The sequence below is a fragment of the Sphingomonas sp. genome (genome assembly GCF_042095875.1).
GTDB lineage: Bacteria > Pseudomonadota > Alphaproteobacteria > Sphingomonadales > Sphingomonadaceae > Sphingomonas.
In genome coordinates, this window is record NZ_JBELMJ010000027.1 from 18,012 (window position 1) to 42,721 (window position 24,710).

At 68.3% G+C, this 24,710-nt stretch carries 25 protein-coding genes and 1 tRNA gene; 16 read left to right on the forward strand and 10 right to left on the reverse strand.

Features of this window, described 5'->3' with window-relative positions:
* Together ACFDS6_RS10680 and purF are read right to left on the reverse strand one after the other, a co-directional pair.
* Complete coding sequence (locus ACFDS6_RS10680) at positions 1-711, reverse strand: SDR family NAD(P)-dependent oxidoreductase (protein WP_375272149.1); 711 nt, start codon at positions 709-711, stop codon at positions 1-3.
* A 1-nt stretch (position 712) separates the two neighbouring features.
* On the reverse strand, positions 713-2,170 hold the full coding sequence (gene purF, locus ACFDS6_RS10685) for an amidophosphoribosyltransferase (RefSeq protein ID WP_375272150.1): 1,458 nt from the start codon (positions 2,168-2,170) through the stop codon (positions 713-715).
* Positions 2,171-2,308: 138 nt separating this feature from the next.
* On the opposite strand from purF, the gene hisI reads away from it, so the two are divergent.
* From hisI to ACFDS6_RS10705, 4 genes are read left to right on the forward strand one after another with little or no spacing between them, the layout of a single operon-like run.
* On the forward strand, positions 2,309-2,665 hold the full coding sequence (gene hisI, locus ACFDS6_RS10690; protein WP_375272151.1) for a phosphoribosyl-AMP cyclohydrolase: 357 nt from the start codon (positions 2,309-2,311) through the stop codon (positions 2,663-2,665).
* Entirely contained in the window at positions 2,662-3,153 is a 492-nt protein-coding gene (locus ACFDS6_RS10695) for a hypothetical protein (protein WP_375272152.1), read from the forward strand. Before hisI ends, ACFDS6_RS10695 begins: the two co-directional genes overlap by 4 nt.
* A 32-nt stretch (positions 3,154-3,185) precedes the next feature.
* Entirely contained in the window at positions 3,186-3,605 is a 420-nt protein-coding gene (locus ACFDS6_RS10700) for a MerR family DNA-binding transcriptional regulator (protein WP_298810908.1), read from the forward strand.
* A gap of 1 nt (position 3,606) precedes the next feature.
* A complete protein-coding gene (locus tag ACFDS6_RS10705) occupies positions 3,607-5,409 on the forward strand; it encodes an acyl-CoA dehydrogenase C-terminal domain-containing protein (RefSeq protein ID WP_375272153.1) in 1,803 nt (600 codons plus the stop codon).
* Between the two features lie 25 nt (positions 5,410-5,434).
* On the opposite strand, the gene ACFDS6_RS10710 is transcribed toward ACFDS6_RS10705, so the two are convergent.
* The 3 genes from ACFDS6_RS10710 to ACFDS6_RS10720 all read right to left on the reverse strand — a co-directional run bounded on the left by ACFDS6_RS10710 (position 5,435) and on the right by ACFDS6_RS10720 (position 9,017).
* A complete protein-coding gene (locus tag ACFDS6_RS10710; RefSeq protein WP_375272154.1) occupies positions 5,435-6,757 on the reverse strand; it encodes a cell wall hydrolase in 1,323 nt (440 codons plus the stop codon).
* 62 nt (positions 6,758-6,819) lie between these two features.
* Positions 6,820-7,740, reverse strand: a complete 921-nt coding sequence (cysK, locus tag ACFDS6_RS10715) for a cysteine synthase A (RefSeq protein WP_375272155.1) — start codon at positions 7,738-7,740, stop codon at positions 6,820-6,822.
* Positions 7,737-9,017 carry an MFS transporter gene (locus ACFDS6_RS10720; protein ID WP_375272156.1) on the reverse strand — a complete coding sequence of 427 codons (1,281 nt, stop codon included), beginning with the start codon at positions 9,015-9,017 and terminating at the stop codon, positions 7,737-7,739. Before ACFDS6_RS10720 ends, cysK begins: the two co-directional genes overlap by 4 nt.
* A gap of 156 nt (positions 9,018-9,173) precedes the next feature.
* On the opposite strand from ACFDS6_RS10720, the gene pdhA reads away from it, so the two are divergent.
* The 4 genes from pdhA (at position 9,174) to ACFDS6_RS10740 (ending at position 13,107) form a co-directional block, all read left to right on the forward strand.
* Positions 9,174-10,223: a pyruvate dehydrogenase (acetyl-transferring) E1 component subunit alpha gene (gene pdhA, locus ACFDS6_RS10725; protein ID WP_375272157.1), complete on the forward strand. Its 1,050-nt coding sequence runs from the start codon at positions 9,174-9,176 to the stop codon at positions 10,221-10,223.
* Position 10,224: 1 nt separating this feature from the next.
* A complete protein-coding gene (locus tag ACFDS6_RS10730; protein WP_375272158.1) occupies positions 10,225-11,685 on the forward strand; it encodes a pyruvate dehydrogenase complex E1 component subunit beta in 1,461 nt (486 codons plus the stop codon).
* A gap of 220 nt (positions 11,686-11,905) precedes the next feature.
* Positions 11,906-12,565, forward strand: coding sequence for a squalene/phytoene synthase family protein (locus tag ACFDS6_RS10735; protein ID WP_375272159.1), 660 nt, complete (start codon positions 11,906-11,908; stop codon positions 12,563-12,565).
* A gap of 65 nt (positions 12,566-12,630) precedes the next feature.
* Positions 12,631-13,107: a histidine kinase gene (locus tag ACFDS6_RS10740; protein ID WP_375272160.1), complete on the forward strand. Its 477-nt coding sequence runs from the start codon at positions 12,631-12,633 to the stop codon at positions 13,105-13,107.
* On the opposite strand, the gene trmFO is transcribed toward ACFDS6_RS10740, so the two are convergent.
* Genes trmFO through ACFDS6_RS10755 form a run of 3 tightly spaced genes read right to left on the reverse strand, consistent with a single transcriptional unit; the run spans position 13,104 to position 16,026 of the window.
* The gene (gene trmFO / locus ACFDS6_RS10745; protein ID WP_375272161.1) at positions 13,104-14,414 is read right to left on the reverse strand and encodes a methylenetetrahydrofolate--tRNA-(uracil(54)-C(5))-methyltransferase (FADH(2)-oxidizing) TrmFO; all 1,311 of its coding nucleotides are present in this window, start codon (positions 14,412-14,414) and stop codon (positions 13,104-13,106) included. The two genes, ACFDS6_RS10740 and trmFO, sit on opposite strands and share 4 nt — an antisense overlap.
* Positions 14,415-14,458: 44 nt before the next feature.
* Positions 14,459-14,929 carry a Holliday junction resolvase RuvX gene (gene ruvX, locus ACFDS6_RS10750; protein WP_375272162.1) on the reverse strand — a complete coding sequence of 157 codons (471 nt, stop codon included), beginning with the start codon at positions 14,927-14,929 and terminating at the stop codon, positions 14,459-14,461.
* Positions 14,926-16,026 carry a DUF3089 domain-containing protein gene (locus tag ACFDS6_RS10755; protein WP_375272163.1) on the reverse strand — a complete coding sequence of 367 codons (1,101 nt, stop codon included), beginning with the start codon at positions 16,024-16,026 and terminating at the stop codon, positions 14,926-14,928. The genes ruvX and ACFDS6_RS10755 overlap by 4 nt, the downstream gene beginning before the upstream one ends.
* 126 nt (positions 16,027-16,152) lie before the next feature.
* Between ACFDS6_RS10755 and gatC the strand changes: the two genes are divergently transcribed.
* The 3 genes from gatC to gatB are packed head-to-tail and all read left to right on the forward strand — an operon-like array spanning position 16,153 to position 19,437.
* Complete coding sequence (gene gatC, locus ACFDS6_RS10760) at positions 16,153-16,440, forward strand: Asp-tRNA(Asn)/Glu-tRNA(Gln) amidotransferase subunit GatC (protein ID WP_375272164.1); 288 nt, start codon at positions 16,153-16,155, stop codon at positions 16,438-16,440.
* Positions 16,440-17,924, forward strand: a complete 1,485-nt coding sequence (gatA, locus tag ACFDS6_RS10765; protein ID WP_375272165.1) for an Asp-tRNA(Asn)/Glu-tRNA(Gln) amidotransferase subunit GatA — start codon at positions 16,440-16,442, stop codon at positions 17,922-17,924. The genes gatC and gatA overlap by 1 nt, the downstream gene beginning before the upstream one ends.
* A gap of 55 nt (positions 17,925-17,979) precedes the next feature.
* Positions 17,980-19,437 carry an Asp-tRNA(Asn)/Glu-tRNA(Gln) amidotransferase subunit GatB gene (gene gatB, locus ACFDS6_RS10770; RefSeq protein ID WP_375272166.1) on the forward strand — a complete coding sequence of 486 codons (1,458 nt, stop codon included), beginning with the start codon at positions 17,980-17,982 and terminating at the stop codon, positions 19,435-19,437.
* Between the two features lie 57 nt (positions 19,438-19,494).
* Here the strand turns inward: gatB and ACFDS6_RS10775 are convergent, their stop codons facing one another.
* Together ACFDS6_RS10775 and ACFDS6_RS10780 are read right to left on the reverse strand one after the other, a co-directional pair.
* Positions 19,495-19,698 (reverse strand): hypothetical protein, encoded by a 204-nt coding sequence (locus ACFDS6_RS10775; protein ID WP_375272167.1) that lies wholly within the window; start codon positions 19,696-19,698, stop codon positions 19,495-19,497.
* A gap of 7 nt (positions 19,699-19,705) precedes the next feature.
* Positions 19,706-19,870: a hypothetical protein gene (locus ACFDS6_RS10780; RefSeq protein WP_375272168.1), complete on the reverse strand. Its 165-nt coding sequence runs from the start codon at positions 19,868-19,870 to the stop codon at positions 19,706-19,708.
* Between the two features lie 109 nt (positions 19,871-19,979).
* Between ACFDS6_RS10780 and ACFDS6_RS10785 the strand changes: the two genes are divergently transcribed.
* The 5 genes from ACFDS6_RS10785 to clpX form a co-directional block, all read left to right on the forward strand.
* A tRNA-Leu gene (locus tag ACFDS6_RS10785) sits at positions 19,980-20,064 on the forward strand.
* Between the two features lie 75 nt (positions 20,065-20,139).
* On the forward strand, positions 20,140-21,837 hold the full coding sequence (tig, locus tag ACFDS6_RS10790; protein ID WP_375272169.1) for a trigger factor: 1,698 nt from the start codon (positions 20,140-20,142) through the stop codon (positions 21,835-21,837).
* A 105-nt stretch (positions 21,838-21,942) separates the two neighbouring features.
* On the forward strand, positions 21,943-22,881 hold the full coding sequence (locus ACFDS6_RS10795) for a glycosyltransferase family 2 protein (protein WP_375272170.1): 939 nt from the start codon (positions 21,943-21,945) through the stop codon (positions 22,879-22,881).
* Positions 22,882-22,961: 80 nt separating this feature from the next.
* The gene (locus ACFDS6_RS10800) at positions 22,962-23,651 is read left to right on the forward strand and encodes an ATP-dependent Clp protease proteolytic subunit (RefSeq protein ID WP_375272171.1); all 690 of its coding nucleotides are present in this window, start codon (positions 22,962-22,964) and stop codon (positions 23,649-23,651) included.
* Positions 23,652-23,743: 92 nt separating this feature from the next.
* On the forward strand, positions 23,744-24,710 hold a 967-nt coding region (clpX, locus tag ACFDS6_RS10805; RefSeq protein WP_375272172.1), incomplete at its 3' end, for an ATP-dependent Clp protease ATP-binding subunit ClpX.

Below are 24,710 nucleotides of genomic sequence, written 5' to 3' on the forward strand. Positions count from 1 at the left end.
CTACCCTTCAACCCGCTCGCGGTGCCCCGCCGGGAAGCCGTCAATCGCCAGCCGCAGGATCGACGCGGCCACCGTCTCGGGCGGCTTGACCGAGGCGGGGTCCTCGCCCGGATAGGCGCGCGCGCGCATCTTGGTCCGCGTTGCACCCGGATCGAGGATCGCGGTGCGAACCTTGCTCACCTCCGCCATCTCGTCGCCGTACGCGCCCAGCAGCGTGTCGAACGCCGCCTTCGACGCACCGTACGCGCCCCAGTATGCGCGCGGCTTGCCCCCCACCGACGAGGTGACGCCGATCACCCGTGCGCCCTCCGACCGGCGCAGCAGCGGGTCGAACGCCTGGATCATCGCCACCTGCGCCGACACGTTGAGCGTCAGCACCTGCGCCAGCTCCTTCGGGTCGATCGCCGGCACCGCGGCGAGCGTGCCGAGCATGCCGGCGTTCAGCACCATGACGTCGAGCGCGTCCCAGCGGTCCGCCACCGCCGTCGCCAGACGCGCGATCGAATCGGTCTGCGTCAGGTCGAGCGGCGCGATCGTCGCCGATCCGCCAGCGTCGAAGATCTGCTCCTCGACGGCTTCCAGATCCTTCGCGCTGCGCGCGGTGATGACGACGTGCGCGCCCTCCGCCGCCAGCGCGATCGCGGTCGCCGCACCGATCCCGCGGCTCGCGCCGGTCACCAGCGCGAGCTTGCCTTCCAGAGCCTTGGTCAAGTCAGTTCACTCGTTCTGCCAAGAGCGCGAATTGGTCGACCGCCGTGGTGTCGTCGTGGTCGGTCAGGCTGGTCGGGTAATCGCCGGTGAAGCACGCGTCGCAGTATTTCGGGCGGATGTCAGCGCGGTGGGTCTCGCCCAGCGCCTTGTACAGCCCGTCGATCGACACGAAGGCGAGGCTGTCGGCGTGGATGAACTCGGTCATGCCGCCGATGTCGTGCTTCGCCGCGAGCAGCTTGGCGCGCTCGGGCGTGTCGACGCCGTAGAAGCAGGAGTGGCGCGTCGGCGGGCTGGCGATCCGCATGTGCACCTCCGCCGCGCCCGCCTCGCGCATCATCTGCACGATCTTGAGGCTCGTCGTGCCGCGTACGATCGAATCGTCGATCAGCACGACGCGCTTGCCCTGGATCAGCGCGCGATTGGCGTTGTGCTTCAACTTGACGCCGAGGTGGCGGACCTTGTCGCCCGGCTGGATGAAGGTGCGCCCGACATAGTGCGAGCGGATGATGCCGAGCTCGAACGGTATCCCGCTCTCCTGCGCGTAGCCGATCGCGGCCGGCACGCCCGAATCGGGCACCGGGATGACGAGGTCGGCATCGACCGGCGCCTCGATCGCGAGCTGCGCGCCGATGTTCTTGCGCACTGAGTAGATCGACTGCTCGTCGACGATCGAGTCGGGCCGAGAGAAATAGACCCACTCGAAGATGCACGGCCGCGGCGACAGCGGCGCGAACGGGCGCACCGATCGCATCTCGCTGCCCTGCACGATCACCAGCTCGCCTGGCTCGACCTCGCGCACGAACTCCGCGCCGACCACGTCGAGCGCGACCGACTCGGAGGCGAAGATCACCGCGTCGCCCAGCTTTCCCATCACCAGCGGGCGGATGCCGAGCGGGTCGCGGCACGCGATCATCCCTTCCGGCGTCATCACGATCAGCGCGTAGGCGCCCTCCACCTGCTTCAACGCGTCGATGAAGCGGTCGAGTAGCGTGCGATAGCTCGACGTCGCGACCAGGTGGATGATCGTCTCGGTGTCGGAGGTCGACTGGAAGATCGACCCACGCCGTACCAGCTCGCGACGCAGCTTCATCGCGTTCGACAGATTGCCGTTGTGTGCGATCGCGAACCCGCCCGACGACAGTTCGGCGTAGAGCGGCTGGACGTTGCGCAGCGCGGTCTCGCCCGTCGTCGAGTAGCGGACGTGCCCGCACGCGACCTCGCCCGGCAATGACCGGATCACGTCGTCGCGGTCGAAATTGCCCGCGACGTGCCCCATTGCGCGGTGCGTGTGGAACATCGCGCCGTCGAACGTCGTGATCCCCGCCGCTTCCTGACCGCGGTGCTGGAGCGCGTGGAGGCCGAGCGCGACCAGCGCGGCGGCGCCCTCGGTCTGCGACACGCCAAAGATGCCGCACTCCTCGTGCAGGTGGTCGTCGTCGAACGGATGGGTGGTCAGCATGGGGCCGAAGCTCGCGTTGGGGGGCTCGCGTAGTGCCGGGCCGCATATAGCGGCTGTCGCGGGAATGTCATCCTGCGTGCGCCCGGCGGCCCGCGTGCGACCTGTTGCCGGACGCCGAACGTCGCTACGACGCGCGGCATGGACCATCGCGAGCAGGGCAGCACCTTTCAACCGAAATTCGACGCGAACGGGCTCGTCACCGCCGTGGTCAGCGACCGCGCCGGCGCGCTGCTGATGGTCGCGCACATGAACGCCGACGCGATCGCCGCGACGCAGGCGAGCGGGGAGGCGACCTTCTGGTCGCGCAGCCGCGGCAGGCTGTGGAAGAAGGGCGAGACCTCGGGCAACGTGCTGCGCGTCGCTGAGATGCGCGTCGACTGCGACCAGGACGCGCTGTGGCTCATCGTCGACGCCGCCGGCCCCGCCTGCCACACCGGCGCGACGAGCTGCTTCTACCGCCGCGTGGACGGCGACAGGCTCGAGCGGATCGTGTGACGCGCGCAATTACCTTCGCGCTGCTGCTCGCCGCGTGCAGCAGCGAGCCCGCCGCATCGGACGAAGGCGGAGCCGGCGCCGCGCTCGAACGAACCGCGCGCGCCGTCGGCATGGTATCCGATCCGTCGCGCGTCACCCCCACCGGCGTCTACGCCAGCGGCGAGGACAAGGTCTGCCTCGTGCCCCAAGGCGACGACCGCTACCGTATCGGCGCCTCGATCGACCTGGGCGAGCAGCAGCGCTGCACCGGCCGAGGCACCGCGCGCGGGCAAGGCAAGCTCGACGTGCGGATGGGGGATGGCTGCGAGTTCGTCGCCTCGCTCGACGGCGACACGATCGCGTTCCCGGCCGTGCTGCCCGCCGCCTGCGACACGATGTGCGAGGGCCGAGCGACGCTCGCCGCGCTCGCCGCGACCCGGCTCAGCGACAGCGTGTCGGAGGCGACGCGCGCCGCCGGCTCGGACGGTCGGCCGCTGTGCGCGGGTTGACGTTCACGTAAGGGGAAGGTAAGTGACGCCGCATGAGCGCTGTCGCCTACGCCGTCGTTCCGCCGCGCGATGATCGCGAGCATTTCAGCATTTCCGACCTCTCGACCGAGTTCGGCATCACCCCGCGCGCGCTGCGCTTCTACGAGGACGAGGGGCTGATCAGCCCCGAGCGCCGCGGCCTCGCACGCATCTACTCGCAGCGCGACCGCGCGCGGCTCGCCTGGATCCTGCGCGGCAAGCGCGTCGGGTTCAGCCTCGCCGACATCCGCCAGATGATCGACCTCTACGATCTGGGCGACGGCCGGCGCGCGCAGCGCGCGATCACGATCGAGCGCTGCCGCGAGCGCATCGCGACGCTCCAGGCGCAGCGCACCGACATCGACGCCGCAATTCTCGAGCTCGAGGAATTCATCGGCGTCATCGAAACATCAAACCCGACCAAGGAAGCCTGACATGCCGCAATACACGCCCCCCGTCCGCGACACGCGCTTCGTGCTCGAACACGTCGTCGGGCTCGACCGCTACGCCAACGTGTCCGGCTTCGCCGCCGCCACCCCCGACACCGTCGACGCGGTTCTGGAGGAGGGCGGCCGCTTCGTCGCCGAGGTGCTGTTTCCGCTCAACCAGTCGGGCGACCTGGAGGGCTGCACCCGTCACGAGGACGGCCGGGTCACTACACCCAAAGGGTTCAAGGACGCTTATGACAAGTTCGTCGAATCGGGCTGGGGTACGCTCAGCGCGCCCGAGGCGTTCGGCGGGCAGGGGATGCCGCACGTCGTCTCCACCGCGTTCCAAGAGTATATGATCTCCGCCAACATGGCCTTTGCCATGTACCCCGGCCTCGCGCACGGCGCGATCGCCGCGCTCGTGGTGAAGGGCAGCCCCGAGCAGCAGGAGAAGTACCTCCCGCGCATGATCTCGGGCGAGTGGGGCGGTACCATGAACCTGACGGAGCCGCAGTGCGGCACCGACCTGGGCCTGATCCGCACCCGCGCCGAGCCGCAGTCGGACGGCAGCTACGCCATCACCGGCACCAAGATCTTCATCTCGGCCGGCGAGCACGACCTGACCGACAACATCATCCACCTCGTCCTCGCCAAGACGCCGGGCGCGCCCGATAGTTCGAAGGGCATTTCGTTGTTCGTGGTGCCCAAGGTGCTGGTCAACGACGACGGCTCGCTGGGTGAGCGCAACGCGGTGTCGTGCGGCTCGATCGAGCACAAGATGGGCATCCACGGCAACGCCACTTGCGTGATGAACTACGACGGCGCGACCGGCTGGCTCGTCGGCGAGGAGATGAAGGGCCTGGCTGCGATGTTCATCATGATGAACGCGGCGCGCCTGGGCGTCGGCTTGCAGGGGCTGGGCGTGGCGGAGACCGCGTACCAGAATGCGGTGCAATACGCGAAGGACCGCCGCCAGGGCCGCGGGCTGACCGGCCCGGCCGAGCCGGACGAGAAAGCCGACACGCTGTTCGTCCACCCCGACGTGCGCCGCATGCTGATGGATTCGAAGGCGTGGATCGAGGGCTTGCGCGCATTGTGCCTGTGGGGGGCGCTCCAGGTCGATCTGGAGCACAATGCCAAGAGCGAGGAGGAGCGTCAGCTCGCCGGCGACCTGATCGGGCTGCTCACCCCGGTCATCAAGGGCGTCGGCACCGACAAGGGCTACGAGATCGCGACCAATGCGCAGCAGGTCTACGGCGGGCACGGCTACATTCAGGAATGGGGCATGGAGCAGTACGTCCGCGACGCGCGCATCGCGCAGATCTACGAGGGTACGAACGGCATCCAGGCGATGGACCTCGCCGGGCGCAAGCTGGCGCAGAACGGCGGACGCGCGGTGATGGCATTCGGCAAGATGGTGACCGAGGAGATCGCCGCGGCCAAGCAGGACGAGGCCACCGCCGACTTCGCCGCGCGGCTGGAGAAGGCCGCGGGCGAGCTGCAGGGCGCGACGATGTGGTTCATGGCCAACGGCATGAAGAACCCGAACAACATCGGCGCGGGCGCGGTGCCCTACATGCACCTGGTCGGCATCGTCGCGGTCGGGCTGATGTGGCTGCGCATGGCGTCGGCCGCCGCGCGGCTGAAGGCGGCGGGCGAGGGTGACCAGGCCTTCCTCGACGCCAAGCTGGTCACCGCGCGCTACTTCGCCGAGCGCGTCCTGCCCGAGGCGGGCGCGCTGCGTCGCAAGATCGAGGGCGGTGCCGAAGCGATCATGGCGCTGCCGGTCGAGATGTTCGCCGCGGCCTGAACGAGACCCCGCCGGCCGGTGCGCGTCACTGGTCGGCGGTGGTCTTCGTCACGGCGCCGGCTCCACTACCACTACCAGCACCAGCCGGAGTCGGCTCGCTCGCCGGCACGGTTGCGTTCTTCGGTGCGGGATCGACGACGCGGCGTACCCCCGGCAGCGCGGTCGGACCGCGCGGCGTCGCGGCGGGGGCCGGCATCGCCGTCAGCGATCCGCGTCCGCGCATGCACTGCGCCGTATCGTCGCGCTTGAACTGTCCGCAATTCCACAGCGCGCGGTCGAAGCCGTTGCCGCGATCGCGCAGGTAACTGAACCCCATGGACGTATATTGCTGCGGCGACATGGTCAGCCCGGCGGGCATCAGCCGCGCGTCGACCCAGCCCATCAGTTTGCAGCGCGGGCGATCGCCGCACGCGGTCTTCGCAAGCGCGGGCAGCGCGTCTTCCTGTCGCGGGTCGATCACGACCAGGAACGTGTCGGGGTCCTCCGCCAGCGGCTTGAGCGCGGCGGGCTGCGCCAGCGGCAGCGCGCCGGGCGCGGGCTGCGCGTCGGCGGGCAGGTCGGCGAACAGCGGCAGTGCGGCGGCGAGCGCCTCCTCCGCCTCGTCCATCGCATTGCCCAGCCGGTGCGCGTCCGAGATCGCGGCCAGCTTGGGCACGCTCGGCTCGACCGGAGCGACGCTGCGATTGAACGCGGGCGGCGTGCCCCACCATCCCGCCCAGCGGAAGAACAGGTGGCTGTGGACCGCCGCGATCTTGTCGAGGCTCGACTGCCAGTAGGGCACCACCCAGTCGGTGTGATAGTGCGTCGCGTAGCCGACCGGCTTGTACACCTTGCCCGACAGCGCCTGCGTCGCGCGCGCGCGCGCGTCGCGCCACATCACCTCGCTGGGCGTCCAGCGCGTCAGCGCGCCGTCGCAGGTGAAGGTAAACTGGCAGCCGGTGGCGCGCTCCTGCCCCTCGAACACCACGCCGCACACCGTCTTGGGAAAGGCTGGGTGACGCAGACGGTTGAGCACCACCTGCATCACCGCGCGCTGACCCTCGGGATCGTTGCCCGCCTCGTAGATCTCGGCGGCGGCCAGGCAGTCGGTCGCGCGCGCGATGCTGGCGGCGTCGCCCACGATGCGGAACGGCCGCGCCGCCGGGTTGGGACCGGTGACGAACGGCACGCTGTCGTTGAACGCCTTCGCGTCCTGCGGGCTGAGCTCGACCAGCTCGACCGGCTCGACGGCCGGGATCACCGTGGCGGGCACGACCTTGCGCTCGGCCAGGGCACGCAGTGCCGCCGGGCGCTGCGGCATCGCAGGCGGGTGCGTTACCACCCACGCCGGCAGTGCGACCGCGGCCACCGCGACGATTGATAGGATGGCGCGCAGGCGAGGGCTCGCCTGCGCGCTTGTGGTCTGGTTGCTCACTGTTCGGGCAGGAAGTCCGGCACCGACAGGTAGCGCTCGCCCGTGTCGTAGTTGAAGCCGAGCACGCGGACATCGTCGGGCAGGTCGGGCAGCTTCTGCAGGATCGCGGCGAGCGTGGCGCCCGACGAGATGCCGACCAGCATGCCTTCCTCGCGCGCCGAGCGCCGCGCCATGTCCTTCGCGACCGCGGCGTCGACCTCGATCACGCCGTCGAGCAATTGCGTGTGCAGGTTAGCCGGGATGAACCCCGCGCCGATGCCCTGGATCGGGTGCGGACCCGGCTGTCCGCCGCCGATCACCGGCGACGCGGCGGGCTCGACCGCGTAGACCTTCAGGTTCGGCCACTCCTTCTTCAGCACTTCGGCGACGCCGGTGATGTGCCCGCCGGTGCCGACGCCGGTGATGATCACGTCGATCGGCGCGTCGCGGAAATCATTCAGGATCTCCTGCGCGGTGGTGCGGACGTGGACGTCGACGTTCGCCGGATTCTCGAACTGCTGCGGCATCCACGCATTGTCGGTCTGCTCGACCAACTCGAGCGCGCGCTCGATCGCGCCCTTCATGCCCTTCTCGCGCGGGGTCAGGTCGAAGGTCGCGCCATAGGCGAGCATCAGCCGCCGGCGTTCCAGCGACATGCTCTCGGGCATGACGAGCACGAGCTTGTAGCCCTTGACCGCGGCGACCATCGCGAGGCCGATGCCCGTGTTGCCGCTGGTCGGCTCGATGATCGTGCCGCCGAGCTTCAACTCGCCCGACTGCTCCGCCGCCTCGATCATCGCGAGCGCGATGCGGTCCTTGACCGAGCCGCCGGGATTGCCGCGCTCCGACTTGATCCACACTTCGCTGTCGGGGAACAGCCGCTGCACGCGGACGTGCGGGGTGTTGCCGATCGTGTCGAGAATGGTGTTGGCCTTCATGGCTGTATGCCTCCGTTCTGCGGTCCAGGCTCTAGCGCCTCGGGCGGGTCAAAGGTCCGTGCGTTCTTGAGTTCGGGGAAAAGCCGCGCCCAGACGAGCGTGATCGCAATTGCGCCGACGCCGCCCACGACCACCGCGCCGACCGGCCCCAGCAGCGACGCGAGGATACCGCTCTCCGCCTCGCCCAGCTCGTTGGAGGCCGAGATGGTCAGCTGCGACACCGCGCTGACCCGCCCGCGCATCGCGTCGGGCGTGTGCAGCTGGATCAGCGAGGTGCGCACGTACACCGACACCATGTCCGCGCCGCCCGCGACGATCAGCGCGGCCAGGCTCAGCCAGAAGGAGCGCGAGATGCCGAAGGTCAGGATCGCCAGCCCGAACACGACCACCGCCGCCAGCATCTTGACGCCCACGTTGGCCTTCATCGGATTGATCGAGAACCACAAGGCGGTCGACGCCGCGCCGATCCCCATGCCCGCCGCGAGGAAGCCCAGTCCGGTCGCGCCGACGTGCAGGATATCGCGCGCGTAGATCGGCAGCAGCGCGGTCGCGCCGGCGAGCAAGACGGCGAACAGGTCGAGCGTGATCGCGGCGAGCACGAGCCGGTTCTGTCGCACGTACTGGAACCCGTCCAGGATGCGCTGCATCGGGCGGCGATCCTTCTGCGCGGGCGGCTGCGGCACGCGTCCGATCAGGAACATGAGCCCGAGCGCCAGCAGCAGCAGCGCGGAGACGACGCCGTAGGCGACGTCGGGGTGCAGCCCGTACAGGAACCCGCCGACGCTCGGGCCAACGATCGTCCCCGTCTGCCACGCGATCGAGCTGATCGCGATCGCGGTCGGCAGGCTTTCCTTCGGCACCAGATTGGGCGCGAGCGCGGAGTAAGCGGGGCCGGAGAAAGCGCGCGCTACCCCGACCAGCACCGCCGCGCCGAACAATGCGGGCAAGTTGAGCGAATGGGTGTAGGTCAGGTAGCCGAGCGTCGCCGCGATCGTGCACAACAGCGCGGTGGTGCCGCGCACGATCCAGCGGCGATCGACGCTGTCGGCGACGAGCCCGACGATCGGGGTCAACAGGAACAACGGCACGAACTGCACCAGCCCGATCATGCCGAGCAGGAACGCGGATTCCGGCACGTCCATCGTCTGGCGCGCAACGCTGTATACCTGCCAGCTGATGATGATCGCCTGCGCGCTGATCGCGATGGTGCCGGCGAAGCGCGACAGCCAATAGGCGCGGAAATTGGCGATGCGCAGCGGGTGCACGGTCTGTTCCATCTGGCGTGCGGCTTAGGCGGGGGTGCAGCGCTAGGCAACCACTGACCCCGGCACCCACGCAGCCACTCGCGCCTGTCGTAGCGGCAAGCGTTGCAGGTGCGCGGCAATCGCGCCTATAGGCCCGCATCCCTTTCCCCAGGTACGAGGTTTTTGTCCGTGGCCAAAGCCCCCGCCCGCGCTCCCGCGCCAAGCGAGCCACCTACGTCCAATCGCGAGCGTCCGAGCGAGCCGCAACCCTATGCGGCGACGAAGGACGAACTGCTCAAGTTCTACGAGCAGATGCTGCTCATCCGTCGCTTCGAGGAGAAGGCCGGGCAGCTCTACGGCCTCGGCCTGATCGGCGGCTTCTGCCACCTTTACATCGGCCAGGAAGCGGTCGCGGTCGGCCTGCAGTCGGCGCTGTCGGGCGATGACTCGGTCATCACCGGCTACCGCGACCACGGCCATATGCTGCTGTGCGGTATCCCGCCCAAGGACGTGATGGCGGAGCTGACCGGGCGTCAGGCCGGCATCTCGAAGGGCAAGGGCGGCTCGATGCACATGTTCAGCGTGGAGCATAAGTTCTACGGCGGGCACGGCATCGTCGGCGCGCAGGTGTCGCTCGGCACCGGGCTCGCGTTCGCGCACAAGTATCGCGGCGATGGCGGCGTGGCGCTTGCCTATTTCGGCGATGGGGCTGCGAACCAGGGTCAGGTGTACGAGAGCTTCAACATGGCGCAGCTCTGGAACCTGCCGATCATCTACGTGATCGAGAACAATCAGTACGCGATGGGCACCAGCGTCAATCGCGCCTCGGCCGAGGACCAGCTTTATCGCCGCGGCGAGAGCTTCCGCATTCCGGGTCTGCAGATCGACGGAATGGACGTGCTGGCGGCGCGGGGTGCGGCTGAAGAAGCGCTCGCCTGGGTGCGCGCGGGCAAGGGGCCGATCATCCTCGAAATGAAGACCTACCGCTACCGTGGCCACTCGATGTCGGACCCCGCCAAGTACCGCTCGCGCGACGAGGTGCAGGCGGTGCGCGACAAGTCCGACCCGATCGAGCACGTCAAGAAGCTGCTCGCCGAACAGGATGTTGGCGAGGACGAGCTGAAGAAGATCGAGCAGGACATCCGCCGCCAGGTGAACGAGTCCGCCGACTTCGCCGAGAGCACCCCCGAGCCGGAGCCTTCCGAATTGTACACCGACGTTCTGGTGGAGAAGTACTGACATGGCGATCGACATCAAGATGCCGGCGCTGTCGCCCACGATGGAAGAGGGCACGCTGGCCAAGTGGCTGGTGAAGGAAGGCGACACGGTCAAGTCCGGCGACATCATGGCCGAGATCGAGACCGACAAGGCGACCATGGAGTTCGAGGCGGTCGACGAGGGCGTCGTCTCCAAGATCATGGTCGCTGAGGGCACCGACAACGTGAAGGTCGGCACCGTCATCATGCAGGTCGACGGCGAGGACGCCGGTTCGGGCCAGTCGACCGCGTCCGAGCAGGCCGCGCCGGCCGACAAGGGCGCGGCGACCAAGGACGACAATCCCGCCGCCGACGCGAAGGCGGACGAGAAGAAGGCGGACAAGGTCGAGGACTCGGCGCACCCCGCGCAGGAGAAGGTCGAGACCGGCGCGCGCCAGATGTTCGAGGCGGCCAAGCACGACGCCGAGGTGCGCGACCCGGCCATCCCCGAGGGCACCGAGATGGTGAAGATCACCGTCCGCGAGGCGCTGCGCGACGCGATGGCGGAGGAGATGCGCGCCGACGACCGCGTGTTCGTGATGGGCGAGGAGGTCGCGCAGTACCAGGGCGCGTACAAGGTGACGCAGGGGCTGCTCGACGAGTTCGGCGAGACGCGCGTCATCGACACGCCGATCACCGAGTACGGCTTCGCCGGCATCGGGTCGGGCGCGGCGATGGGCGGGTTGAAGCCGATCGTCGAGTTCATGACCTTCAACTTCGCGTTGCAGGCGATCGACCACATCATCAACTCGGCGGCCAAGACCAACTACATGTCGGGCGGGCAGATGCGCTGCCCGATCGTGTTCCGTGGTCCTAACGGCGCGGCGAGCCGCGTCGGCGCGCAGCACAGCCAGAACTTCGGTCCGTGGTACGCGAGCGTCCCCGGGCTGATCGTCATCGCGCCGTACGACGCGGCGGACGCCAAGGGGCTGCTCAAGGCCGCGATCCGCACAACCGACCCGGTCGTGTTCCTGGAGAACGAGCTGCTCTACGGCCGCTCGTTCGAGGTGCCCAAGCTCGACGATTGGGTCCTGCCGATCGGCAAGGCGCGGATCATGCGCGAGGGCAAGGACGTGACGGTGGTCAGCTACTCGATCGGCGTCGGCCTCGCGCTCGAAGCCGCCGACAAGCTGGCCGAGGAAGGCATCGACGCCGAGGTCATCGACCTGCGCACGCTGCGCCCGCTTGACAAGCAGACGGTGCTGACGTCGCTCGCCAAGACCAACCGCATGGTCGTGGTCGAGGAAGGCTGGCCGACCTGCTCGATCGCGTCGGAACTCTGCGCGATCGCGATGGAGGAAGGCTTCGACGACCTCGACGCGCCCGTCATGCGCGTGACCGACGAGGACGTGCCGCTGCCCTACGCCGCCAATCTGGAGAAGCTGGCGCTGGTGTCGGCCGACAAGGTGATCGAGGCGGTGAAGAAGGTCTGTTACCGCAAGTGAGCCGCACGCCTGCGACCGCTCACGTCGTCGTGTAGCGATCGCGGGTTTTAGCATATCGCGGCTTGCGATCGATTACAGAGTCGGGTGAACACGAGTCCGTCGCGGTGATCGAGCGCTCTGGTGCGTTGCGCTGCAGTGAGCGAGGACCGAGATCCACGCGAAGGCTGATCGGCAGGGGTTGAAACTTGCCGGCTGACCGCTCGCGCGCCATCTAGCCTTCGTGCGCGAGCCCTTGCCCCTCAGCGATCCCGAACAGGTCTTCAATTGGTGCGGCACCACATTGGCGTCTAGCGGGATCGATGCCTTGTTCGCGCTCGACCGGCAGTTCGGCGACATCGTGCGCACCACCGTTCAACCGATCGTGGGCCAGATGCGGCTGACCTGGTGGTTCGAGGCGATCGAGGCGCTCGAGACCGGTCCGCCACCGGCACAACCGCTGCTCGCCGACTTGGCCGCGCGGGTGCTGCCGGCCGACGTGGGTGCCAAGCTGCTCGCCTCGATGAGCGAGGGCTGGGAGGTGCTGCTCGACGATGAGCGATGCGATCCCGCGTCGCTCAAGGAATATGCTCGGCTGCGTGGCGGCCGCCTGTTCGCCGCGGCGGGCAAGCTGATGCGCGTCGACGCGCCGATGCTGGAAGAGGCCGGCATGACGTGGGCGCTCGCCGATCTGGCCACTCACGTGACGCGCCCCGACTTGCGTGGTCGGGCGCGCGAGATGGCATGTGCGCTGGCCGAACAGACCTTTGCCGGGCGCTGGCGCGGTGCGCGGGTGCTGGGCGCGCTCGCGCTCGACGCGCGCGCCGCGATGCTCGGGCAAGGTACGCCTGACGGACCGCGCCGCGCGGCGGCGGTGGCCCGATTTCGTCTGTTCGGTCGCTGACACGGCTTTACGCGACGTCGTGATGACGACTAGCTTCCCAGTCGGGGACTACGGGAGGTGCGGCGATGTGGCGGTATCTGTTGGCCGGGCTGGCGCTCGCGTCACTCGTTGGTGCGGGCTGGTTGATGTTTTACGGCGAGGCACGCAGCGACGCGGCGGTGCGCCGTACGGCGACGCCGCCAGCGCTGCCGTCCAGCGACTCGCCGCAGGACGACGCTGGGCCGGCGGCGCTGCCCGAGGCGCCCGAGCGCTCGCGCGAGCAGAAGCGGTTCGACCGCTACGACAAGGATCGCGACGCCACGATCACGCGCGAGGAATATCTGCTCAGCCGCCGCAAGGCATTCGCGAAGCTCGACCTGAACGCCGACGGCCACCTCTCGTTCGACGAATGGTCGGCCAAGACGGCCAAGCGGTTCGCCGACGCAGATGCCGACCGCTCGGGTGGCCTGACGGCGACCGAGTTCGCGACGACCAAGCCGAAGCGCAAGAACAGGCGTCCGGCGTGTGCCTGCCCACCCGCGTCGGCCCGCGACGACGACTAAGCGGCGAGCCAGCCCGCCAGCGCCTCGCGCCCGCGATCGGTGTACATCCGCTTGCGATCAGCCTTCTTCGTCTTGCCCGCGATCGGCGGAAACAGGCCGAAATTGACGTTCATCGGCTGATAGGTCTCCGCGATGGCGTCACCGGTAATGTGCGACAGCAGTGCGCCGAGCGCGGTCTCACGCGGCGGAGAGGGCAAGTCGCGCCCGGCGAGTTCCGCCGCGGCGAAGCGTCCGGCGAGCAAGCCGATCGCCGCGCTCTCGACGTAGCCCTCGCACCCGGTGATCTGCCCGGCGAAGCGGATGTTGGGACGCGACGTCAGCCGCAGCGTGCCGTCGAGCAGCTCGGGCGAGCGCAGGAAGGTGTTGCGGTGCAGCCCGCCCAGTCGCGCGAACTCGGCTTTCTCAAGCCCGGGAATGGTGCGGAAGATGCGGACCTGCTCGGCGTGCTTGAGTTTGGTCTGGAAGCCGACGATGTTCCACAGCGTCCCCTGCGCATTGTCCTGGCGCAGTTGCACCGCTGCGTACGGCCAGCGCCCGGTGCTCGGCACGTCGAGACCCACACCCTTCATCGGGCCAAAGCGTAGCGTTTCCGGGCCACGCGATGCCATGACCTCGATTGGCATGCAGCCTTCGAAGTACGGCACGTCCTCCCATTCCTTGAACTCGGTCTTCTCGCCGTCGAGCAGCGCCTGAACGAAGGCGTGATACTGCTCCTTGTCGAGCGGGGAGTTAATATAGTCGGTGCCGTCGCCCTTGTTCCAGCGCGACTGCGCCCAGGCCACGTCCATGTCGATCGAATCGCGATGCACGATCGGAGCGATCGCGTCGAAGAAGGCGAGCGAGTCGCGTCCCGTCTCCGCCGCGATGCTGTCGGAGAGCGACGCGGCGGTGAGCGGACCGGTGGCGATGATCGCGGGACCGTCCGGCAGCACGTCGACGCGCTCGCGCACGATCGTGACGTTCGGATGTGCGTCGAGCGCGGCGGTCACCCCGGCGGAGAAGCCGTCGCGGTCGACTGCGAGCGCGCTCCCCGCGGGTACGCGGTGCGTGTCGCCGGTGCGCAGGATCAGCGAGCCGAGCGCGCGCATTTCCTGATGCAGCAGCCCGACCGCGTTCGACTCGGCGTCGTCGGAGCGAAAGCTGTTGGAGCAGACGAGTTCGGCGAGATGGTCGGTGTGGTGCGCGGGCGTGTTCTCGCCGCTGCCGCGCATCTCGGACAGGCGGACCTTCAGCCCAGCCTCGGCGAGCTGCCACGCGGCCTCGGAGCCCGCCAGCCCGCCGCCGATCACGTGAATGTCATGGGTCATGCGCGTGGCAGATAGCGTCTGCCCGCCCCACGGCAAGCGCGGCGTCAGCGCGCGGCGACGTTGACCAGCGCGTCGATCGCGGCCTGCAGGATGTGCGCGGCGGCGGCCGAGTCGATCCGCTCGGCGCGTTTGGCGCGGCTCATGTCCTGCTCGATCAGCGCGCGCTCGGCCGCGACGGTGGACCAGCGCTCGTCCCACAGCAGGATCGGCAGGTTCATGTCGGCGCAGTTGCGCGCGAAGGCGCGGGCCGACTGGCTGCGCGGGCTGACGCTGCCGTCGAGGTTGAGCGGCAGGCCCATGACGATGCCGAGGACGTGCTGCGCCCGCGCGAGCCGTGCGAGTTCGGCCTTGTCGGCGGTGAACTTGGTGCGGCGCACGAGTGGCGCGGGGCTGGCGAAGCTCCAGCCGGCGTCGCACAGCGCGGTGCCGATTGTCTTGGTACCGAGATCGAGCCCGAGCAGGCGTCCGCCGTCCGGCAGCGCCGCGGCGAACGCGCTGGCGTCCGTCGTGATCACCGCGCGGCCATCCGCCGCGCCGCGTCCGCGCGGACGTTGGCCCAGAACAGGCTGTAATCGTAGACGTGGTAGTTGTTGCCCGGCAGCACGTACGGTCCGACGTCGGGTGGCGAACCGATCAGCAGGAGGCCGCGCGCGTCGCAGCGCGCGCCCACGGTGCCCGGCCGAAGCTGCGCGGTCGACAGGTCCTCGCTCGGGTAGAGCGTGCCGAGATTGGCGCTGGCGGGCGCGGCAGTGAACGGCACGCCGGTGATCGGATTCGTGCAGAGCATCCGCGTTCCCTTGCGCGGGCGCCCGTCGAACCCGGTGGTGCGATCGTAGATGTCGGTAATCAGCGACGGGTCGGCCGGCTCCGCGAACGATTGCCACGAGAGGATACATCCGCGCTGGTCGGCGCGCGCGCAGGCGGGCAGGCCGAGTGCGGCCAAATCGGTCGCGGTCGAGACCGGCCAGCCGACGACGTAGGCGGCGACGATCCGGCGAGCGAGCGGCTTGCCCGCGACCCGATCGCGCAGCAGGTGCGTCAGGTGCAGTCCGCCCTGGCTGTGCCCGGCGAGAACGATCGGGCGGTCGGGGCCGATCTGTGCCACGAAGGCGTCAAACGCGGCGAGCACGTCGCGGTAGGCCTGATCGAGCGCGCGGTCGGCGTTCTTCTGATCGGTCAGGAACGCGCCGAAGGTCGCCTGATGGTAGCGCGGCGCCCAGATCTCACCCACCGCGTTGAACGCGCTCGCCTGCCCACGCAGGAACAGCGCGGCGCGGTCGTTCGCCTCCTGATCGTCGAGCGGTGCGTTCCAGTGCGCGCGGTTGAGGTAGGAAGTCGGGTGGATGAAGAACACCGCCGCGCCGCCCGCCTGCCGCCGCGGTTGCTCGCCCGCGGGCGTCCAGAGCGCGGGATTGCCCCGGATGTCCGGTCGCGCGAGCCACAGGCGGGCGTCGCGGTAGTCGGCGGGCGTCAGGCCGCGCACCGCCTTGAAATCCTCGCCCGGCACCATTGCCGCGCGCATCAGCTCGACGCCAAAGATGCGATAAGCGAGCAGCCCGGCGAGCACGAGGACAATCAGCCCGGCGACGACGTAGAGGAATTTGCGAACCAAGCGACAGCGTCCATCTTTCGGCAACGCGACCTCGGCGACGCCTCGTCGCCCGCTGTGCCGCAGCCGCCGCGCCGGCGCAATCGTCGCGGTTGCGCGATGCGCTCGGCTGATGGTAGCGGCACCGGCATGTCCGTAGACACAGCAACCGTTAAACGCGTGGCCAAGCTCGCGCGGATCGCGATCGGCGACGAGGAGGCGAGCCGCCTCGCGCCCGAGCTCGACAACATCCTCGGATGGATCGAGCAATTGGGCGAGGTCGACACCTCGTCGGTCGAGCCGATGACCGCGGTGATCCCGAACCACCTGCGGCTGCGCGACGACGTGGTGACCGACGGCAACATCCGGGCGCAGGTGCTCGCCAACGCGCCACAGGCCGAGCACGGCTTCTTCACGGTTCCCAAGGTGATCGAATAGTGAGCGACCTGACCGACCTGGGCATTCGTCAGATCCGCGACGGCGTGGCGGACGGCGACTTCTCCGCGCGCGAGGTGGCCGACGCGTTCAACGCCGCCGTCGCCGCCGCCAAGCCGCTCAACGCCTTCATCGTTGAGACGCCCGACCACGCGCTCGCCGCGGCCGACAAGGTCGATCAGGCGCGCGCGGCCGGCGAGACGCTGCCGTCGATGGCGGGCGTGCCGATCGGGATGAAGGACCTGTTCTGCACGCGCGGCGTGCAGACGACGGCGGCCAGCCATATACTGGAAGGCTTCAAGCCCGAGTATGAGTCCACGGTGTCACAGAAATTGTGGGACGCGGGCGCGGGCATGCTCGGCAAGCTGAACCTCGACCAGTTCGCGATGGGGTCGTCGAACGAGACGAGCTATTTCGGCAACGTCATCAGCCCGTGGCGGCGCAGCGACGGCGGCAATGCGCCGCTCGCGCCCGGCGGCTCGTCGGGCGGCAGCGCGGCGGTGGTCGCGGGACGGATCGCGCCGGGCGCGACCGGTACCGACACCGGCGGCTCGATCCGCCAGCCGGCGGCGTTCGTCGGCATTTCGGGGATCAAGCCGACCTACGGCCGCTGCTCGCGCTGGGGCACGATCGCCTTCGCTTCCTCGCTCGACCAGGCCGGGCCGATGGCGCGCGACGTGCGCGACTGCGCGATCATGCTGGAGGCGATGAGCGGGTTCGATCCGAAGGACGCGACCTCGCTCGACCTGCCCGTACCCAAGTGGGAAGCCACGCTCAACGCCAGCATGTCCGGCAAGCGCGTCGGCATCCCGCGCGAGTACCGCGTCGACAACATGCCCGAGGAGATCGAGGCGCTGTGGCAGCAGGGTATCGCTTGGCTGCGCGACGCGGGCGCGGAGATCGTCGAGGTGTCGCTGCCGCACACGCGCTACGCGCTGCCGGCCTATTACATCATCGCGCCGGCGGAGGCGTCGTCCAACCTGGCGCGCTACGACGGCGTGCGGTTCGGACAGCGCGACCTGCCCGAGGGTGCGAACCTGCAGGACATGTACGCCGCCACGCGCGAGGCGGGGTTTGGCGACGAGGTGAAGCGCCGTATCCTGATCGGCACCTACGTGCTGTCGGCCGGTTTCTACGACGCCTATTTCACGCAGGCGTCGAAGGTTCGCGCGCTGATCGCGCAGGATTTCGAGCGCGCGTGGGAGCAATGCGACGTGCTGTTGACGCCGACCGCGCCCTCCGCTGCGTTCGCGTTGGGCGAGAAGAGCGCCGATCCGCTGGCGATGTACCTGAACGACGTGTTCACGGTGCCGTCGTCGCTCGCGGGATTGCCGGCGATGAGCGTGCCGGGCGGGCTCGACCAGGCGGGGCTGCCGCTCGGGTTGCAGGTGATCGGCCGCGCGCTCGACGAGCAGGGCGTGCTGAACGCCGCGCTCGCCCTCGAGGAGCGGGCCGGTTTCGTGGCCCGGCCGGAGCGCTGGTGGTGACAGACGAGCTGTGGGCCAAGGCTCTCGCGCGTTACGTGGAAGCGGACTGAGGTTTATGGAATCGACCTATAGCATCAAGGGCGCGACCGGGGACTGGGAGGTCGTGATCGGCCTGGAGGTCCACGCGCAGGTAACGAGCAATGCCAAGCTGTTCTCGGGTGCGGCGACCGCGTTCGGGGCCGAGCCGAACAGTCAGGTGAGCCTCGTCGACGCGGCGATGCCGGGGATGCTGCCGGTGCCCAACCGCGAGTGCATCCGCCAGGCGGTGCGCACCGGCATGGCGATCGACGCGCAGATCAACAAATGGTCGCGCTTCGACCGCAAGAACTACTTCTACGCCGATCTGCCGCAGGGGTATCAGATCAGCCAGCTCTACCATCCGCTGGTGGGTGAAGGTGCGGTCGAGATCGAGGATGGCGAGACGATCAAGACGATCGGCGTGGAGCGCATCCACGTCGAGCAGGACGCGGGCAAGCTGATGCACGATCAGCACCCCCGGCTGTCCTACGTCGATCTCAATCGCTCGGGCGTCGCGCTGATGGAGATCGTCAGCCGGCCCGACATGCGCTCGCCCGCCGAAGCCGGAGCGTATCTGACCAAGCTGCGCTCGATCCTGCGCTACGTCGGGTCGTGCGACGGGAACATGGATCAGGGCTCGATGCGTGCCGACGTCAACGTCAGCGTCCGCAAGCCGGGCGACGAGTACGGCACGCGGACCGAGACGAAGAACGTCAACTCGGTACGCTTTGTGATGGCGGCAATCGAGCATGAGGCGAAGCGGCAGGTCGCGGTGCTGGAGGATGGCGGCACGATCCAGCAGGAGACGCGGCTGTTCAATCCCGACACCGGCACGACGCGGTCGATGCGGTCGAAGGAAGACGCGCACGATTATCGCTACTTCCCCGATCCCGACCTGTTGCCGCTCGAACTCGACGACGCGTTCCTTGACGAATGCCGTGCCTCGCTGCCTGAGCTGCCCGACGCCAAGCGCAAGCGCTACGAGGCGTTGGGGATCAGCGCCTACGCCGCGGGGGTGCTGACCGCCGAGGTCGAGAGCGCGCGCTGGTTCGACATGTTGCTGGACACGGGTGCGAAGCCGGTACCGGCGGCGAATTGGGTGACCAGCGAGCTGTTCGGCGCGCTCAACCGGCTCGGCACGTCGATCGCCGAGAGTCCGGTGCAGCCGGGGCAGGCGGCGGAGCTGCTCGCGCTGGTGGCGGACGGAACGCTATCGGGCAGCCTCGCCAAGCAGGTGTTCGAGGCGATGCTGGAGACGGGCGACGCGCCGGGCAAGATCGTCGAGGAGCGCGGCCTGAAGCAGACCAGCGACACCGGTGCGATCGAAGCGGTGATCGCCGATGTTCTGGAGAAGAACCCCAAGCAGCTCGAACAATATCGCGGCGGCAAGGAAACGCTGTTCGGCTTCTTCGTCGGGCAGACAATGAAGGCGATGGCGGGCAAGGCCAATCCGCAGGTCGTCAACGAGTTGCTGAAGAAGGCGTTGGCAGGCTGATCCGTTGGCTGTGACAGGCTAGGGGCGGCACGTTGTCGAACGGCCGCCCTTTCTTGATCACTGCTGCATGTCGTCCTGGTTCTTCACCTCTCCGCCGGTGCCGCTGTTGCCGTCGAACTCGCCGGTGGCGGTGAACGTCGCCGGTTCGGGGCCACCTTCGCCGCGTTCGACCGCGTCGCTGCGTGCTTCCACGGCCTGCTTGATGTCGGGGCGGGGGTCGTCGCGGTTCGGGACGACGTCGATCGTCTTGGGTTCGGTCATGGTCGCCTCAGATCGTCGGGTTGGCGGGGGCGGGCGTCTCGCTGGGCGCACCGGGGCTCGGCGTGTCGATGTCGGGACCGGGCGGCGAGACTTCGGGCGGCGGGACGTCGGGTTGGGCGGGCTGCGTCGGCTGCGGAATGTCGGCGGGCAGATCGCCAGGGTTGGTGGCCATAAGTTCGTCTCCTTCGTCTGGCTCAACGCGGGCCGACGGAGATCGGTTGCCGCCGCGCTTGCTCCCGCGGTTCCCACGGTATAGAGGCGCGCGACCGACGGTGTCCTGTGCGGGCGTGGCGGAACTGGTAGACGCAGCAGGTTTAGGTCCTGCCATCGCAAGATGTGGGGGTTCGAGTCCCTTCGCCCGCACCAGTCCCGCGCTGCCTGCGCGGGTGCCACCATTCAATGCTATTTTGGCAACGATATTCCTGGAAGCGAAGGCGTAACATGCAGACTGTGGAGACGTTGAACGAGGGGCTGAAGCGCGCCTACACCCTCACCATCCCCGCCGCCGAGATCGCGAAGAAGGTCGACGCCGAGCTGAAGCGCGTCGCTCCGCAGATCCGCATGCCCGGCTTTCGCCCCGGCAAGGTGCCCGCCAATCTCGTGCGCAAGATGCACGGCCCTGCGCTGATGCAGGAAGCGCTGAACACCTCGATCCAGGACGGCGTGCAGTCGCTGATCGCCGACAAGCAGCTGCGCCCCGCGACGCAGCCCTCGGTCGAGCTGGCCGACGGCTACGAGGAGGGCAAGGACGCCGAGCTGAAGGTCGAGCTGGAGGTGCTGCCGCAGGTGCCGACGCCCGCGATCGACGCGCTGAAGCTGGAGCGCCTGACCGTGCCAGTCGCCGACGAGGCGGTCGACGCGCACCTGCAGAAGTTCGCTGACCAGCAGAAGAATTGGGACGACGCGGGCGACAAGGCGGCCGAGCAGGGCGACCTCGTCACGGTCGACTTCGTCGGCAAGACGATGGACGGCGTCGCGTTCGAGGGCGGCACTGGCGAGGACATGGCGGTCGAGATCGGTTCGGGTCGATTGATCCCCGGTTTCGAGGACCAGGTCGTCGGCGCGAAGGCCGGCGAAGAGCGCCAGATCAAGGTGACCTTCCCCGGAGATTACCCGGCCAAGGAGCTGGCCGGACAAGACGCGACGTTCGACCTGACGGTCAAGTCGGTGAAGACCGCGGGCGAGAGCGTGATCGACGACGCGCTCGCGACCAACCTCGGGCTCGAGAGCCTGGAGCAGCTGCGTGGTCTTCTGAAGGGGCAGATTGAGCAGGAGCACAACGGCCTCACGCGCACGCACATGAAGCGCAAGCTGCTCGATCAGCTGGCCGAGGGACACGACTTCGAGGTGCCGCCGTCGATGGTCGAGGCGGAGTTCAACCAGATTTGGTCGCAGCTCCAGCACGAGGCGACGCACGAGCCCGACCCGCAGGCTGCGCTCGACGAGATGGAGAGCGAGCGCGACGATTACCGCAAGATCGCCGAGCGTCGCGTGCGCCTGGGCCTGCTGCTCTCCGAGATCGGCCAGGCGAACGGCGTCGAGGTGAGCCAGCAGGAAATGCAGCGGCTGATCATGCAGGCGGCGCAGCAGTATCCGGCCGAGCAGCGCCAGCAGTTCGTCCAGTACGTGCAGCAGGAGCCGATGGCCGCCGCCCAGCTGCGCGCGCCGCTGTACGAGGACAAGGTCGTCGACTTCCTGTTCGACAAGGCCGAGATCACCGATCGTGAGACGACGCGCGAGGAGCTGGAGGCCGCGATCGAGAGCGAGGACGGTTTCGCGACCGGCACGCACACGCACGATCACGACAACCACAAGCCCAAGCAGAAGGCGAAGAAGGACGCGGGTGAGCCCGCGACCGAGGATGCCGCGGCGGCTGAGGTAAGCGACGCGGCGCCCGCCAAGAAGGCGAAGAAGCCTGCCGCGAAGGGCGACAATGCGGGCGTCGAGCCGACCGACGCCGAGGCGACCCCGGCCAAGAAGCCGCGCGGCAAGAAGGGCGCGCCGGTCGAGGCCGAGACGCAGGTGCTCGAGGCGTCGCCCGTGGCGGCGGAAGCAGCCGAGGGCACGGCCGCAGCGGACGAGGCGGCTCCTGCTGCCAAGAAGCCGCGTGCTAAGAAGGCGCCCAAGACCGAAGCGTGATGTTAAGGGGTGGGCGCTAGTTACTGGCGCTCACCCGCTACATGGTTGCGGGCTGTGTTCCTTCAGTCTGAGGCGTCGCCGCGGTGACGCTCGAACGGGTGTCCAGTGCCGCCTTCCACCGCTCCGACGATCGCCGTTCTGCTGCCCTGCTACAATGAGGAAGCCGCGATCGTGCAGACGATTGCCGGTTTCCGCGCGGCGCTGCCCGACGCGGCAATCTACGTCTACGACAACAACAGCCGCGACCTGACGGTCGAGGTCGCGCGCGCCGCCGGGGCGATCGTGCGTACCGAGCGCATCCAGGGCAAGGGCGCGGTGGTCCGGCGCATGTTCGCCGACGTCGATGCCGACGTGTACGTGATGGCGGACGGGGACGCGACCTACGATGCGGCCTCCGCACCGGCGCTGGTCGCGAGGTTAGTCGATGAGCAGCTCGACATGGTGGTCGGCAGCCGCGTGCACGAGGCGGTGGAGGCGTATCGGCGCGGGCACCAGTTCGGCAACGCGATGCTAACCGGCATGCTCGCGCGCCTGTTCGGCCGCAGCTTCAGCGACATCCTGTCGGGTTACCGCGTCTTCTCGCGTCGGTTCGTGAAGAGCTTTCCCGTACTGTCGGTAGGGTTCGAGATCGAGACCGAGATCAGCGTACACGCGCTGGAGCTGAAGATGCCCGTCGCCGAAGTCTCGACGCCGTACTTCGCGCGGCCGGAAGGGTCGGCGTCGAAGCTGTCGACCTACCGGGACGGCTGGCGCATCCTCGGCACGATCGTGACCTTGTACCGGATCGAGCGACCCTTGTGGTTCTTCGGCGGGCTGGGCGTGTTGCTGGCGCTCCTGGGCGTCGTGCTGGTGATCCCGCTCGCGATTACCTATGCGCAGACGGGGCTGGTGCCGCGCTTTCCGACCGCAATCCTGGTGACGGGGTTGATGATCATCGCCACGCTCGCCTTCTTCGCCGGGTTGATCCTGGACACGGTGGTGCGCGGCCGGCGAGAGGTGCGGCGCCTGGCATATCTGGCGCACCCGGCACCGCGGCCTTCCTGATCCAGGCTGCCTACGTTGGGGCTTGAACAAGCCTGCGCCAGCGACGATGTTGCAGGTCTTCCCTTCAAGAGAGTTTTTCCATGCACAATCCGTTCGACAACGGCGATTTCGCGGGCAAGCTGGCGAACGCGGGCGTCGGCCTCCAGCCGACCCAGGCCGGGTTGGTCCCGATCGTGATCGAGCAGTCGAACCGCGGCGAGCGCTCGTTCGACATCTTCTCCCGTCTGCTGCGCGAGCGCATCGTGTTCGTCACCGGCGGAGTCGAGGACGGCATGGCCTCGCTCATCACCGCGCAGCTGCTCTTCCTCGAATCGGAGAACCCGAAAAAGGACATCTTCATGTACATCAACTCGCCGGGCGGCGTCGTCACGGCGGGCATGGCGATCCACGACACGATGCAGTACATTCGCCCGCGCGTCGGCACCGTGTGCATCGGTCAGGCCGCATCGATGGGCAGTTTCCTGCTGGCGAGCGGCGAGCCGGGCATGCGCGTCGCTCTGACCAACGCGCGCATCATGATCCACCAACCATCGGGCGGCGCGCAAGGCATGGCATCGGACATCGAAATCCAGGCCAAGGAAATCCTGCGCATCCGCAAGCGCATGAATGAGCTCTACAGCCAGTACACCGGCCAGCCGATCGAGGAGATCGAGCGTCGCATGGACCGCGACACCTTCCTCGAGGCGAACGAGGCCAAGGACTTCGGCCTGATCGACGAGGTGTTCGACAAGCGGCCAGCACCGGCCGACGACGTGGCTGCGGCAGCCTGAGGCCGCCGGCGCTCCTACGGCATTGCTTGATGAACATGGGGCAGGCTAGATGCCTTTCCAGCATACCGCCGGGCGGCGGGAAGGATGATTGAATGACGAAGCTCTCCGGCGGCGACTCCAAGAGCACCCTTTACTGCTCGTTCTGCGGCAAGTCGCAGCACGAGGTGCGCAAGCTGATCGCCGGGCCGACGGTCTTCATCTGCGACGAATGCGTCGAACTGTGCAACGACATCATCCGCGAGGAGACGAAGTCGGCGCTGGTGTCAAAGAAGGACGGCAGCGTGCCGACGCCGCAGGAGATCTGCGACGTGCTGGACGACTATGTCATCGGGCAGAAGCAGGCCAAGCGCGTGCTCTCGGTCGCGGTACACAACCACTACAAGCGGTTGAACCACGGCGCCAAGGGTGCCGACGTCGAACTCGCCAAGTCGAACATCCTGCTCGTCGGGCCGACCGGTTGCGGCAAGACGCTGCTGGCGCAGACGCTGGCGCGCATCCTGGACGTGCCGTTCACGATGGCGGACGCGACGACGCTAACCGAGGCGGGCTACGTCGGCGAGGATGTCGAGAACATCATCCTCAAGCTGCTGCAGGCGTCCGACTACAACGTCGAGCGCGCGCAGCGGGGCATCGTCTACATCGACGAGATCGACAAGATCAGCCGCAAGGCCGAGAACCCGTCGATTACGCGCGACGTGTCGGGCGAGGGCGTGCAGCAGGCGCTGCTCAAACTGATGGAGGGCACGACCGCGAGCGTGCCGCCGCAGGGCGGGCGCAAGCATCCGCAGCAGGAGTTCCTGCAGGTCGACACGACCAACATCCTCTTCATCTGCGGTGGTGCGTTCTCGGGCCTGGAGAAGATCATCGGCGATCGCTTGCAGGGCAAGTCGATCGGCTTCGGTGCCTATGTCGCCTCCCCGGAGGAGAAGCGTACGGGCGAGATGCTGCGCCAGACCGAGCCGGAGGATCTTCTCAAGTTCGGACTCATCCCCGAGTTCGTCGGTCGCCTGCCGGTGATCGCGACCTTGGAAGACCTCGACATTCCGGCGCTGGTCAAGA